Source organism: Streptomyces sp. NPDC052020 (assembly GCF_040680575.1).
GTDB lineage: Bacteria > Actinomycetota > Actinomycetes > Streptomycetales > Streptomycetaceae > Streptomyces.
On the sequence record NZ_JBFAWY010000002.1, the window covers coordinates 1 to 13,566 of the forward strand.

14 protein-coding genes are annotated in these 13,566 nt (G+C 69.3%); 3 read left to right on the forward strand and 11 right to left on the reverse strand.

Going from position 1 to position 13,566, the window contains the following annotated elements:
* Positions 1 to 146 precede the first annotated feature (146 nt).
* Positions 147 to 752 (reverse strand): hypothetical protein, encoded by a 606-nt coding sequence (locus AB0L74_RS01900; protein WP_365644511.1) that lies wholly within the window; start codon positions 750 to 752, stop codon positions 147 to 149.
* Between the two features lie 152 nt (positions 753 to 904).
* On the opposite strand from AB0L74_RS01900, the gene AB0L74_RS01905 reads away from it, so the two are divergent.
* From AB0L74_RS01905 to AB0L74_RS01915, 3 genes are all read left to right on the forward strand, one after another.
* The gene (locus tag AB0L74_RS01905) at positions 905 to 2,086 is read left to right on the forward strand and encodes a histidine kinase (protein WP_365644514.1); all 1,182 of its coding nucleotides are present in this window, start codon (positions 905 to 907) and stop codon (positions 2,084 to 2,086) included.
* Positions 2,083 to 2,736: a response regulator transcription factor gene (locus tag AB0L74_RS01910; protein WP_365644517.1), complete on the forward strand. Its 654-nt coding sequence runs from the start codon at positions 2,083 to 2,085 to the stop codon at positions 2,734 to 2,736. Before AB0L74_RS01905 ends, AB0L74_RS01910 begins: the two co-directional genes overlap by 4 nt.
* 132 nt (positions 2,737 to 2,868) lie before the next feature.
* Positions 2,869 to 4,695 (forward strand): glycoside hydrolase family 18 chitinase, encoded by a 1,827-nt coding sequence (locus AB0L74_RS01915; RefSeq protein WP_365644520.1) that lies wholly within the window; start codon positions 2,869 to 2,871, stop codon positions 4,693 to 4,695.
* 145 nt (positions 4,696 to 4,840) lie between these two features.
* Here the strand turns inward: AB0L74_RS01915 and AB0L74_RS01920 are convergent, their stop codons facing one another.
* The 10 genes from AB0L74_RS01920 to AB0L74_RS01965 all read right to left on the reverse strand — a co-directional run bounded on the left by AB0L74_RS01920 (position 4,841) and on the right by AB0L74_RS01965 (position 13,212).
* Complete coding sequence (locus AB0L74_RS01920) at positions 4,841 to 5,287, reverse strand: DUF2550 domain-containing protein (protein WP_365644523.1); 447 nt, start codon at positions 5,285 to 5,287, stop codon at positions 4,841 to 4,843.
* Between the two features lie 129 nt (positions 5,288 to 5,416).
* On the reverse strand, positions 5,417 to 5,791 hold the full coding sequence (locus AB0L74_RS01925; RefSeq protein WP_365644526.1) for a F0F1 ATP synthase subunit epsilon: 375 nt from the start codon (positions 5,789 to 5,791) through the stop codon (positions 5,417 to 5,419).
* Positions 5,792 to 5,902: 111 nt separating this feature from the next.
* Positions 5,903 to 7,351, reverse strand: a complete 1,449-nt coding sequence (gene atpD, locus AB0L74_RS01930) for a F0F1 ATP synthase subunit beta (protein ID WP_365644529.1) — start codon at positions 7,349 to 7,351, stop codon at positions 5,903 to 5,905.
* On the reverse strand, positions 7,351 to 8,268 hold the full coding sequence (locus AB0L74_RS01935; RefSeq protein ID WP_365644532.1) for a F0F1 ATP synthase subunit gamma: 918 nt from the start codon (positions 8,266 to 8,268) through the stop codon (positions 7,351 to 7,353). Before AB0L74_RS01935 ends, atpD begins: the two co-directional genes overlap by 1 nt.
* Before the next feature lie 21 nt (positions 8,269 to 8,289).
* Complete coding sequence (atpA, locus tag AB0L74_RS01940; RefSeq protein WP_365644535.1) at positions 8,290 to 9,897, reverse strand: F0F1 ATP synthase subunit alpha; 1,608 nt, start codon at positions 9,895 to 9,897, stop codon at positions 8,290 to 8,292.
* 136 nt (positions 9,898 to 10,033) lie between these two features.
* Positions 10,034 to 10,849 carry a F0F1 ATP synthase subunit delta gene (locus AB0L74_RS01945; protein ID WP_365644538.1) on the reverse strand — a complete coding sequence of 272 codons (816 nt, stop codon included), beginning with the start codon at positions 10,847 to 10,849 and terminating at the stop codon, positions 10,034 to 10,036.
* Entirely contained in the window at positions 10,846 to 11,403 is a 558-nt protein-coding gene (locus AB0L74_RS01950) for a F0F1 ATP synthase subunit B (RefSeq protein ID WP_365645061.1), read from the reverse strand. Before AB0L74_RS01950 ends, AB0L74_RS01945 begins: the two co-directional genes overlap by 4 nt.
* A gap of 45 nt (positions 11,404 to 11,448) precedes the next feature.
* Entirely contained in the window at positions 11,449 to 11,697 is a 249-nt protein-coding gene (locus AB0L74_RS01955) for an ATP synthase subunit C (protein ID WP_029382919.1), read from the reverse strand.
* 69 nt (positions 11,698 to 11,766) lie between these two features.
* The gene (atpB, locus tag AB0L74_RS01960) at positions 11,767 to 12,561 is read right to left on the reverse strand and encodes a F0F1 ATP synthase subunit A (RefSeq protein WP_365645063.1); all 795 of its coding nucleotides are present in this window, start codon (positions 12,559 to 12,561) and stop codon (positions 11,767 to 11,769) included.
* A 237-nt stretch (positions 12,562 to 12,798) separates the two neighbouring features.
* A complete protein-coding gene (locus AB0L74_RS01965) occupies positions 12,799 to 13,212 on the reverse strand; it encodes a hypothetical protein (RefSeq protein ID WP_365644541.1) in 414 nt (137 codons plus the stop codon).
* Positions 13,213 to 13,566: the final 354 nt, after the last annotated feature.

The window sequence follows — 13,566 nt, forward strand, 5'->3', positions numbered from 1 at the left end:
CATGCCGGACACGGGGGAGGCCAGGCCGCGGTAGTCGCGTCCGCCGTCGACCGGGACGACGAGCAGGGCCGAGACGTGGCGCGGCCTCACCCGGGTGAGGGCCACCGGCGGCGGCGTGCCACCCGGCGGACGCCTCGACGTCGCACTCACCGGCGCGCCCCCTCGCGCTCCCGCGTCTTCCGCGCCCCGTGCGGCGCGGACGGCTCCGGCGACCGGTCCGCGGGCCCCTTCTTCGGCCAGATCGCGTACGACAGCGCGATCAGCCCGTGGATGCCCGCCGCCCGCCAGGCCGTGGCCTGCCAGCTCTCCAGCGAGGTGGTCCGGCCCGGGTCGCCCACGTACCAGACGGCGAGCTGGAGCAGACCGGTCGCCACCGCCGCCGCCAGCAGCGTGCCCAGCCAGACCGAGCCCTCGTGGCGGGCGCGGGCCATGCCGTACCGCGGGGGTCCGGCCGGTTTCGGGCCGCCGCCGAGGCGGTGCGCGGCGTGGCCGTCGAGCCACTTCACCGTGCGGTGCCCGTGACCGACGGTGTACCCGATGTACAGCGCCGCCAGGCCGTGCTTCCAGCTCGGATCGGCGCCGTTCTTCAGGTCGACCGCGGTGACGACCAGCAGCACGACCTCCAGCAGCGGCTCGCACAGCAGCAGGGCCAGGCCCGTGCGCGGCATCTTCAGCAGGTAGCGGAAGGTGACACCGGCCGCCAGCAGCACCCAGAAGCCGATCTCGCAGGCGACGATCAGGGTGACGATCACGGTTCGCTCCTCTCGGTCACCCTTCCAGGCTCCCGTGGACGGCGGCCGGATACGTCGTCGCGGGTGACGAACCCGCGGTACATCGAAGGATGCAGTGCGGGACCCTTCCCGGGGATCAGGCGGGCGGGGCGGCCCCCGTGTTGGATGGGTCCATGGCCGTACGACTCCCCCGCCCGCACCGCTTCGACGCCTGTGCCGCGCTCGGCGGGCTGCTCGGCGGAGTGCTGCTGTGGGGCATCGGCCTGGGCACCCGGCCGGCCGACGAGCCGATCGTGCTCTTCGACGGCCGCTGGCCGCTCCTCGTGCCCCTGGCGGTGATGGCCGGGTGCGAGCTGCTGCGCCGGGCCGCCCCGCGCACCGCCCTGCTGACGGCCACGGCCGCCCTGGCGCTCGACACGGTCACGCAGGGCAGCCTGGTCACGGTCCTGATGTTCACCGACGTGATGTACGCGGCCGTCCTGTACGGCCCGCCCGCCTCGGCGCGCCGCATACCGTGGATCACCGGGCTGCTGTCGGTGGCCGCGACGGTGGTGCCGTTCGCGGTGTGGCGGGTGCCCGAGGCGCTGCTGATCGGGGTGGCGGTCGGGGTCGTGGCCTTCGGCCCGGCGGCCACCGGTCTGATCGTCCGCAACCACCGCGAGGCCGCCGACGCCGCCCGGCTGCGCGCCGAGCAGACGGCGCTGCTCGCCGAGATGGACCGCGTCCAGGCGGTCACCGCGGAACGGTCCCGGATGGCGCGCGAGTTGCACGACATGGTCGCCAACCACCTGTCCGCCATCGCCATCCACTCCACGGCCGCGCTGTCCCTGGACGACCCGGCGACGACCCGCCGGGCGCTGGAGGTCATCCGCCAGAACAGCGTCGAGGGACTGGCGGAGATGCGGCGGCTCATCGGCATCCTGCGGGACGCCGGCGGCGCCGGACCGGCCGCCTCCCCCACCCTGGACGGCCTCGGCGCCCTGGTCGACGGTGCCCGCGCCAACGGGCTCGACGTCGTCTGCGAGGCCCGGCACGGTCCCGTCCCGGCCCCGGTGGAACTGGCCGCCTACCGGATCGTGCAGGAGTCGCTGACCAACGCCCTCAAGCACGCCCCACCAGGACCGGTCAGGGTGTCGCTGACCAGCGGCGACGGCCTGCTGGACGTGACCGTCACCAGCCCGTACGGCGACCGGGACACCCCGCGCGCCCCCGGTTCGGGCGCCGGACTGGTCGGCATGCGGGAGCGGGTCGCGCTGCTGCGCGGCACCTTCGAGGCCGGGCCCGAAGCGTCGGCGGACGGCATGATCTGGGCGGTCCGTGCCGCTCTGCCCCTGACCGAAGGAGATCTCCCATGAACCGACCCGTCCGGGTCCTGGTCGCCGAGGACCAGGCCGCCGTGCGCGCCGGGCTGGTGCTCATCCTGGACAGCGCGCCCGACATCGAGGTGGTGGGCGAGGCGGCGGACGGCGAGCGGGCGGTGGCGCTCGCCCGGGCGCTGCGGCCCGACCTGGTCCTGATGGACGTGCAGATGCCCCGGCTGGACGGCGTGTCGGCGACCCGGCAGGTGGTGGCGGAGCAATGGGCCGACGTGCTGGTGCTGACCACGTTCGACCTCGACGAGTACGTCTTCGGGGCCCTGCGCGCGGGGGCCGCCGGATTCCTGCTGAAGAACACCGAGGCCCGGGATCTGATCGAGGCGGTGCGCACGGTGGCACGCGGGGAGGGGATCGTCGCCCCGGCCGTCACCCGGCGTCTGATCGCCGAGTTCGCGGCGGGGGCGGCCGCCCGGGAGTCGTCCGCCGATCCGGCCGTTCTGGAGTCCCTCACACGGCGCGAATGCGAGGTGCTGTCGTGCCTGGGCGAGGGACTGTCCAACGCCGCCATCGCCGACCGCCTGGACATGGCCGAGGCGACCGTGAAGACGCACGTCAGCCGCCTGCTGGGCAAGCTGGGGCTGCGCAGCCGGGTGCAAGCGGCGGTGCTCGCTCAGGAGTTGGGGATCTAGTTCCGCGACCGGAACAAAGGTCCAGACCTATTGACCGGTGGTCCAGACCTTTCTATTCTCGCGGCACTGCGGGCCTGATGCTCAGTCACGCCCACGACATCCCCGCGACATCCCCACATAAGGAGGCGCACCATGCGCTTCAGGCACAGAGCGGCGGCAGGGTTCGCGACCCTGGCACTCCCCCTGGCCGGTCTGGTCGGCCTCGCCAGCCCCGCCCAGGCGGCGACCAGCGCCACGGCCACCTACACCAAGGCATCGGACTGGGGCTCCGGCTTCGAGGGCCGCTGGACGGTGAAGAACACCGGCACCACCGCCATCAACTCCTGGACGGTGGAGTGGGACTTCCCGGCCGGCACCAAGGTCACCTCCGCCTGGGACGCCACCGTCACCAACTCCGGCGACCACTGGACCGCCAAGAACCTCGGCTGGAACGGCACCCTCGCCCCGGGGGCGTCCGTCACCTTCGGCTTCAACGGCTCCGGCACCGGCTCTCCCAGCGGCTGCAAGCTCAACGGCGGAAGCTGCGACGGCACCTCCGTCCCCGGTGACGCGGCCCCCTCCGCGCCCGGCACCCCCACCGCCTCCTCCGTCACCGACACCTCGGTGAAGCTGTCCTGGTCGGCGGCGACGGACGACAAGGGCGTCAAGAACTACGACGTGCTGCGCGACGGCGCCAAGGTCGCCACCGTGACCGGCACCACGTACACGGACACCGGCCTGACCGCCGGCACCGACTACTCGTACTCGGTGCGGGCCCGTGACACCGCCGACCAGACCGGCCCGGCCAGCGGCTCGGTCAAGGTCCGCACGACCGGTGGCGGCACCGAGCCCGGCCCGCAGCCCGGCGAGAAGGTCAAGCTCGGCTACTTCACCGAGTGGGGCGTCTACGGCCGCAACTACCACGTCAAGAACCTGGTGACCTCCGGCACGGCGCCGAAGATCACGCACATCAACTACGCGTTCGGCAACGTCAAGAACGGCAAGTGCACCGTCGACGACACCTTCGCCGCGTACGAGAAGTCCTACACCGCCGACCAGTCCGTCAGCGGCACCGCCGACACCTGGGACCAGCCGCTGCGCGGCAACTTCAACCAGCTGCGCCAGCTGAAGGCGAAGTACCCGCACATCAAGGTGCTGTACTCCTTCGGCGGCTGGACCTACTCCGGCGGCTTCGGCCAGGCCGCGGCCAGCCCCGCCGCCTTCGCCGCCTCGTGCAAGCAGGTCGTCGAGGACCCGCGCTGGGCCGATGTCTTCGACGGCATCGACATCGACTGGGAGTACCCGAACGCCTGCGGTCTGACCTGCGACACCTCCGGGCCCGCGGCCTTCACCAACCTGTCGAAGGCGCTGCGCGCCGAGTTCGGCAAGGACTACCTGATCACCGCCGCGATCACCGCCGACGCCTCCAGCGGCGGCAAGATCGACGCGGCCGACTACGGCGGCGCGGCCCAGTACCTCGACTGGTACAACGTGATGACGTACGACTACTTCGGCGCCTGGGACAAGACCGGACCGACCGCTCCCCACTCGCCGCTGACCTCGTACGACGGCATCCCGAACCCGGCCTTCAACTCGGCCTCCGCCATCGCCAAGCTCAAGGCGAAGGGCGTCCCGGCGAGCAAGCTGCTGCTCGGCATCGGCTTCTACGGCCGCGGCTGGACCGGCGTGACCCAGTCCGCGCCCGGCGGCACCGCCACCGGCCCGGCGGCGGGCACCTACGAGGCGGGCATCGAGGACTACAAGGTCCTCAAGGCGTCCTGCCCGGCCACCGGCACCGTCGCCGGCACCGCGTACGCGCACTGCGGCACCAACTGGTGGTCCTACGACACCCCCGCCACCATCGGCTCCAAGATGGCGTGGGCCAAGAACCAGGGCCTGGGCGGCGCCTTCTTCTGGGAGTTCAGCGGTGACACCGCCAACGGCGAACTGGCCACCGCCGTCGACAGCGGACTGAAGTAAGACGCTGCCGCACACACCGTCTGACATCCGCCCTCCCCGGCATCGTCCGGGGAGGGCGGACGCGGCTCAGGGCCTGTCCGGCACCCACCCGTCGTCCGCCCCCAAGGGCGCGCCGGACGGCAGGCGGGGAGGTGCCGGACAAGCCCTACGCCACGTTCACCCGCTGTCCCGGAGGGGCCGCCTCCAGCCACGCGAGAAAGCCGGTCAGCGCGTCCTCACTCATCGCGAGCTCCAGCCGGGTCCCCCGGTGCAGACAGGCCAGGACCACGGAGTCCGACAGCAGCGCCAGCTCCTCCTCGCCCTCGGGGAGACGACGGCCGGCCACCTCGATCGAGTCGCGCTCCAGGACGCGGCGCGGGCGGGGGGAGTACGAGAAGACACGGAACCACTCGACGCGGTCACCGTTGTAGCGGGCCACCCCGTAGGCCCAGCCCTTGCCGCCGGCGTCGCCCCGCTCGGGCGCGTCCCAGCGCAGGGAGCAGTCGAAGGTGCCGCCGGACCGCTGGATCAGCCTGCGGCGCAGACCGAAGACGAACAGTCCCACCACCACGAGGGCGACGACAATTCCGCACACAGTCAGAGCGAGGACCATCGGCACCGACCTCCTCGTCTCCTAGGTAACGGAACGTAAAAATCACCCACATCTGCCTCAGCCGCGACCGGGTCCGGATCACTCCGGTCCCAGCCGCGGCTGAGTCACGTCATAGCACAGCGCTGTGGGTCAGCGCGCCGCCACCGCACGCAGTCGGACGTCCGCGCGGCGCTCGGCCGCGGTGTCGCCCTCGGCCTTCGCACGCTCGAGCTCCCGCTCCACATGCTGGACATCGATCTCGTCCGACAGCTCGGCGATCTCGGCCAGCAGCGACAGCTTGTCGTCCGCGAAGGAGATGAAACCGCCGTGCACCGCGGCGACGACCGTCCCGCCGTCACTCGTACGGATGGTCACCGGGCCCGACTCCAGCACACCGAGCAGCGGCTGGTGACCGGGCATGACGCCGATGTCGCCGGACGTGGTGCGCGCGATGACCAGGGTGGCCTGGCCGGACCAGACCTCACGGTCGGCGGCGACCAGCGCGACGTGCAGCTCAGCAGCCAAGGGTGGCTCCTCGGGTCACCACCCGGCGGGGGAGCCGGGTGTTGGTTACAAGTCTAGTAGGCGTGAAGGAGGGGGCGGGACGCGCCCGCCCCCTCCTCAAGAGCGCGAGGCTCAGGAGACGCCCAGCTCCTTCGCGTTCTTCTTCAGGTCCTCGATACCACCGCACATGAAGAACGCCTGCTCGGGGAAGTGGTCGTACTCACCGTCGCAGATCGCGTTGAACGCGGCGATCGACTCGTCCAGCGGCACGTCCGAACCGTCCACACCGGTGAACTGCTTGGCCACGTGGGTGTTCTGGGACAGGAAGCGCTCCACGCGACGGGCACGGTGGACGACGAGCTTGTCCTCCTCGCCGAGCTCGTCGATACCGAGGATCGCGATGATGTCCTGGAGGTCCTTGTACTTCTGGAGGATGTTCTTCACGCGCATCGCGGCGTTGTAGTGGTCCGCCGAGATGTAGCGCGGGTCCAGGATCCGGGACGTGGAGTCCAGCGGGTCCACGGCCGGGTAGATGCCCTTCTCGGAGATCGGACGGGACAGAACCGTCGTCGCGTCGAGGTGGGCGAAGGTGGTGGCCGGAGCCGGGTCGGTCAGGTCGTCCGCGGGGACGTAGATCGCCTGCATCGAGGTGATCGAGTGACCGCGGGTCGAGGTGATGCGCTCCTGGAGGAGACCCATCTCGTCGGCCAGGTTCGGCTGGTAACCCACCGCGGAGGGCATACGGCCGAGCAGGGTCGACACCTCGGAGCCGGCCTGGGTGAAGCGGAAGATGTTGTCGATGAAGAACAGCACGTCCTGCTTCTGGACGTCACGGAAGTACTCCGCCATCGTCAGACCGGCCAGCGCCACGCGCAGACGGGTGCCCGGGGGCTCGTCCATCTGGCCGAAGACCAGCGCGGTCTTGTCGATGACGCCCGACTCGCTCATCTCGTCGATGAGGTCGTTGCCCTCACGGGTGCGCTCACCGACGCCCGCGAAGACCGACACACCGTCGTGGTTGTTGGCAACGCGGTAGATCATCTCCTGGATGAGCACCGTCTTGCCGACGCCGGCGCCGCCGAACAGACCGATCTTGCCGCCCTTGACGTACGGGGTCAGCAGGTCGATGACCTTGACGCCGGTCTCGAACATCTCGGTCTTCGACTCGAGCTCGTCGAAGTTGGGCGCCTTGCGGTGGATCGGCCAGCGCTCGCCGTCGTAGCTCTCGTCGACGTTCAGCACCTCACCGAGGGTGTTGAACACCTTGCCCTTGGTGAAGTCGCCGACCGGGACGGAGATGGCCGTGCCCGTGTCGGTCACCGGGGCCTGGCGGACCAGGCCGTCGGTGGGCTGCATGGAGATAGTGCGGACCAGGCCGTCACCCAGGTGCTGGGCGACCTCCAGGGTCAGCGTCTTCAGCTCGCCGGCGTTGGCCGGGTCGGCCACCTCGACGTGCAGCGCGTTGTAGATCTCCGGCATCGCGTCGACGGGGAACTCCACGTCGACGACCGGGCCGATGACCCGCGCGACGCGGCCAGTGGCCACGCCAGCAGGAGCGGTCGGCTCAACAGTGGTGGTCATTAGTTGTCACTCCCCGCGGTCGCGTCGGCCAGAGCGCTCGCGCCACCGACGATCTCGCTGATTTCCTGGGTGATTTCGGCCTGGCGGGCCGCGTTGGCAAGACGGGAGAGCGTGTTGATCAGCTCGCCCGCGTTGTCGGTGGCCGACTTCATCGCGCGCCGCGTGGCGGCGTGCTTGGAAGCGGCCGACTGGAGCAGCGCGTTGTAGATCCGGCTTTCCACGTAGCGCGGCAGCAGGGCGTCGAGAACGTCCTCCGCCGAGGGCTCGAAGTCGTACAGCGGGAGGATCTCGCCCTTGGTGGCGGTCTCCTCCGCGACCTCTTCGAGGCGCAGCGGAAGCATCCGGGAGTCGACCGCCGTCTGCGTCATCATCGAGACGAACTCGGTGTAGACGATGTGGAGTTCGTCCACGCCGCCGTCCGCCGTCTCCGCCTTGATGGCCTCGATCAGCGGGGCCGCGATCTTCTTGGCGTCCGCGTACGTGGGCTCGTCGGTGAAGCCCGTGAACGACTCCGCGATCTTGCGCTCACGGAAGTTGTAGTGGGCGACACCCCGCCGGCCGACGATGTACGTGTCGACCTGCTTGCCCTCGCGCTCCAGGCGCTCGGTCAGCTGCTCCGCCGCCTTGATGGCGTTGGAGTTGAAGGCGCCGGCCAGGCCGCGGTCGCTCGTGAGGAGCAGCACCGCGGCACGGGTCGGGTTCTCCGCCTCCGTGGTCAGCGCATGCCTGGTGTTCGAACCGGTACCGACCGCCGTGACCGCGCGGGTCAGTTCCCGCGCGTACGGCGTGGAGGCCGCCACCTTGCGCTGCGCCTTGACGACGCGCGAGGCGGCGATCATCTCCATCGCCTTCGTGATCTTCTTGGTCGCGGTGACGGATCGGATGCGACGCTTGTAGACCCGGAGCTGGGCTCCCATGAGTCAGGTCCCTTCCTTACGTCACTTGGAGGCGCTGGTCGCCTTCGGAGCGGCCGAGGCTTCCTCGCCGAGCAGCTTGCCGTCGCTCGTCTCGAACTGCTTCTTGAACTCCGCCACGGCGTCGGCGATCGCCTGGATCGTGTCGTCGGACATCTTGGCGCCCTCCTTGATGGAGGTCATCAGACCCTGCTCCTTGCGGTGCAGGTAGTCCAGCAGCTCCTTCTCGAAGCGGCGGATGTCGGCGACCGGCACGTCGTCCATGCGGCCCGTGGTACCGGCCCAGATCGAGACGACCTGGTCCTCGGTGGCCATCGGCTCGTACTGGTTCTGCTTCAGCAGCTCGACCATGCGCTGACCGCGCTCCAGCTGCGCCTTCGACGCGGCGTCCAGGTCGGAACCGAAGGCGGCGAACGCCTCCAGCTCACGGAACTGGGCGAGGTCGACACGCAGACGGCCGGAGACCTGGCGCATCGCCTTGTGCTGCGCGGAACCACCGACTCGGGAGACGGAGATACCGACGTTCAGCGCGGGGCGCTGACCGGCGTTGAACAGGTCCGACTCCAGGAAGCACTGGCCGTCGGTGATGGAGATGACGTTGGTCGGGATGAACGCCGAGACGTCGTTGGCCTTGGTCTCGACGATCGGCAGACCGGTCATCGAGCCGGCACCCATGTCGTCGGAGAGCTTGGCGCAGCGCTCCAGCAGCCGGGAGTGCAGGTAGAAGACGTCACCCGGGTAGGCCTCGCGGCCCGGCGGGCGGCGCAGCAGCAGGGACACGGCGCGGTAGGCGTCGGCCTGCTTCGACAGGTCGTCGAAGATGATCAGGACGTGCTTGCCCTGGTACATCCAGTGCTGGCCGATGGCCGAGCCGGTGTACGGCGCCAGGTACTTGAAGCCGGCCGGGTCGGACGCCGGGGCGGCGACGATGGTCGTGTACTCCAGCGCGCCGTTCTCCTCCAGCGCGCGGCGGACCGACGCGATGGTGGAGCCCTTCTGGCCGATGGCGACGTAGATGCAGCGGACCTGCTTCTTCGGGTCGCCGGTGCGCCAGTTGTCACGCTGGTTGATGATCGTGTCGACGGCCAGGGCGGTCTTGCCGGTCTGGCGGTCGCCGATGATCAGCTGACGCTGACCACGGCCGATCGGGGTCATGGCGTCGACGGCCTTGTAGCCCGTCTCCATCGGCTCGTGCACCGACTTGCGCTGCATGACCGTGGGGGCCTGCAGTTCGAGGGCACGGCGGCCCTCGGTCTCGATCTCGCCGAGGCCGTCGATCGGGTTGCCGAGCGGGTCGACCACGCGGCCCAGGTAGCCCTCGCCCACGGCGACGGACAGAACCTCGCCGGTGCGGGTGACCGGCTGGCCCTCCTCGATGCCGCTGAACTCACCGAGGACGATGGCACCGATCTCGCGCTCCTCGAGGTTGAGGGCGAGGCCGAGGGTGCCGTCCTCGAACTTCAGCAGCTCGTTGGCCATGGCCGAGGGAAGACCCTCGACCTTCGCGATGCCGTCGCCGGCCAGGGTGACCGTACCGACCTCCTCGCGCGAGGCCGCGTCCGGCTTGTACGACTGGACGAAGTTCTCCAGTGCGTCCCGGATCTCCTCCGGCCGGATCGTGAGCTCCGCCATCTGAGTTCCCTGCTCTCCTTGTTGGGCCCGAAGTTTCTTTGGGGGATCTGGGGGCTCCCCCCAGAAACTTTGCATCCTCTGCACGGCCCAACCAGGGCCGTAAGTACGTACTGCGTGTTCTGTTGCCGCGCTGTCGCTAGCTCGCCAGGCGGCGGCCGGCGTCCTCGAGGCGGTCCGCGATGGAACCGTTGATGACCTCGTCGCCGACCTGCACCCGGATCCCGCCGAGGACCTCGGGGTCCACGTCGAGGCTGAGGTGCATCTGGCGGCCGTAGAGCTTCGCCAGGGTGGCGCCCAGGCGCCGCTTCTGCACGTCGCTCAGCGGTACCGCCGACGTGACGACGGCGACCATGCGGTCACGCCGCTCGGCGGCGAGCTTGGACAGGGACTCCAGTCCTGACTCAAGGCTACGTCCCCGCGGCGCGGTGACCAGGCGGGTGACCAGACGCTCGGTGCCCGGCTTGGCCCGGCCGCCGAGCAGACTGTGCATCAGCGCGGTCTTGGCCGAGGCCGTGGCCTTGCGGTCGGTCAGCGCGGCCCGCAGCTCGGTGCTGCCGGAGACGATCCGGCCGAACCGGAACAGCTCGTCCTCGACGTCGTCGAGCGTGCCGTCCTTCTGCGCGGCGGTGAGGTCGGCGGTGTTCGCCAGCTCCTCCAGCGCGTCCACCAGGTCGCGCGACTGCGACCAGCGGGAGCGCACCATGCCGGCCACCAGGTCGGCGGCCGGGCCGCTGACCTGGGTGGCGAGCAGGCGCTGGACCAGCTCGGCCTTGGCCTCGCCGGACTGCGCCGGGTCGGTCAGGACCCGACGCAGCGACACCTCGCGGTCGAGCAGCGCGGTGACGGCGGCCAGCTCGTCGGCGAGCCGCGCCGCGTCCACGGACGTGGAGTCCGTCAGCGCGTCGAGACGCTCGCGCGCGGCTGCCAGGGCCTCGCGGCTCGCTCCGTTCATCGCGTGGCCTCGGCCTTCGTCGCCTTGTCGTCGAGCTCGTCGAGGAACCGGTCGATGACGCGGCTCTGCCGAGCGTGGTCCTCGAGGGACTCGCCGACGAGCTTGCCGGCCAGCTCGGTGGCGAGCTTGCCGACGTCCTGACGCAGCGAGGACGCGGCGGCCTTGCGGTCGGCCTCGATCTGGGCGTGACCGGCGGCGATGATCTCCTCACGCTGCCGCTGGCCTTCCGCGCGCATCTCGGCGATGAGCGCGGCGCCCTGCTCCTGCGCCTCCTGGCGCAGACGCGCGGCCTCGTGCCGGGCCTCGGCGAGCTGGGCCTTGTACTGCTCGAGGACGCTCTGAGCTTCGGTCCGCGCGGCGTCGGCCTGCTCGATTCCGCCCTCGATGGCCTCGCGACGCTGCTCCAGAACCTTGTTGATGTTCGGAAGGAGCTTCTTGCCCAGGACGAAGAAGACGATCGCGAAGGCGATCAGGCCGATGATGAGCTCGGGGATCGCGGGGATGAGAGGGTTCTGTGCCTCTTCCTCGGCCGCCAGCTGTACCAAGGGCGGGATCACATCAGTTCCTTCCGTCGAAGTTTCTCGTCGGCCGGGACCGGATCAGGAAGGCACCGGGTAGACGAAGCCCATGACCAGACCGATCAGGGCGAGCGCCTCACAGAGCACGAAGCCCAGGATCTGGTTCTGGCGGATCAGGCCGGCGGCCTCGGGCTGCCGGGCGAGGGCCTGGGTACCGTTACCGAAGATCACGCCCACGCCGATGCCGGGGCCGATGGCAGCCAGGCCGTAGCCGATCGCAGCGAAGTTGCCCTGGATGTTGGTCGCGGCGAGGGTCTGGAGAGCGGACATGCCGTTTCTTCCTTCTTTATTCATGGGCCGGTGGGGGTTGGCCACCGGATGAACGAGGGTCTGTGGTGCTCAGTGGTGCTCGGCGAGCGCGCCCTGGATGTAGCTGCAGGACAGGAGGATGAAGACGTAGGCCTGGAGCGCCTGGATGAAGAGCTCGAAGACCGTCATCACGATGACCATCACGAACGAGACGGCCGAGTAGGCGATGCCGATGCCATTGAGCAGATACCAGCTGCCGATGGTGAAGATCAACAGCAGCACGTGCCCGGCGAACATGTTGGCGAAGAGTCGGACCGCGTGCGTGAAGGGCCGGATGAGCAGGTTCGACAGGAACTCGAAGAACATGACCATCGGGAACACCGGGCCGAGCGACTTGTCGTAGCCGGTGATGTTCTTCCAGCCCCCGACGAAGCCGTGCCGCTTGAAGGTCAGGCTGACCCACAGGATGTACACCAGGGCGGCGAGACCGGCCGGGAAGGCGATGACCGAGGTGACCGGGAACTGTGCGAGCGGGATGATCGCCCACAGGTTCATGATCCAGATGAAGAAGAACAGCGAGACCATGAGCGGGACGTACTTCTCGCCCTCCCGCTTGCCGATCGTCTCGTAGACGACGCCGCGACGCACGAAGTCGTAGCCGGCCTCGCCGATCATCTGGAGCTTTCCGGGGATGATCTGCGGCTTGCGGAAAGCGGCCCAGAAGAACCCGATGACGACGACAGTGCTCAACAGGGCCAGCAAGATCGGCTTGTTGAACTCGATGCCGGCGACCGTGAACATCGGCTTGAAGAGGAAGGAGTGCAGGCCGGGGGTCGGGAAACCGCACCCTTCGAAGATGTGACAGTCGGTCTCGAAGGCGAGCATCTTGGCGTTACTCACCCGGAGCTCCTTCAGCGTGGCGCATGGGTACGGCAACCTCGATGTGTCGGCGCGGCACACGACCGCGGAACGGCACTGGACTGGACTTGCGGATATGGGGGCGGCGACTGGGCTCCGAGCCGTGAGGCGTCACAGGCACGGCTGCCGCCCGCGCCAGCTCTGCCGCAGTTGTGGCGAGACCATAGCAAATGAGCAGAGGCCTCTTTACACCGGCCCTACAGGTCACGATGTGGTCCGGGCGGAATCCGGCTCGACGTAAAGGATCTTGGCCTTCATATGGGCACGCACCTGGGCCCCGATCCACACCAGGGTGGCGGCGAGCAGCGTGAAGGCGAAGCACTTCGGGTTGAACGCGGACGTGCTCCGCAGCGTGGTCAGGACGACCATCAGCAGCAGGATCTGCGTCGTGTAGACGAGCAGCCCCATCATCTGGAAGAGGTGGGGCAGCGAGCGCGCGGTGCGCAGCAGCACGACGAGACCACTGGTCATGAACAGCACGACGAGCAGAGTGCCGGCCGCGGCGCCGATCGCACCCTTGCCGCCGGCCACGGCGGCACTGACTGCGACTCCCACGGCGCCCGCGGCGACGGTGGGCAATGCGCAGTGCAGGAGCGTTCGAACGTCGTGGGACTGCATGGCGGCAGCTCCTCCGGCGAAGTCTGAGTGGGGATGGTGCGGTCGTCGAGGGACGACCCTAGCCCGAGAACGGAGAGGCGTGCCTCGTCCAGGCGGCCCGCTGGGCGGGCGCCCGACTCTACTCCCGGGGTTCTCGTGAACGGTATCACAAACTATTTGATGAGGTCTTTACCTGAGGGTGTGCTTACCGTCACGCATGAGAGTGACCCCGCGCGTTCGTGCAGAAACACCGCCTCTTTGTGTGCTATTAGGGCAGTTCGTTCCCCCACGACTTGGCAATGCTCTAGTCAGATTCTTACCTTGGCGCTGTCGACGGGCTGTCAGTAACGGGGGAAATCCCGGGCCCGTTTCGCG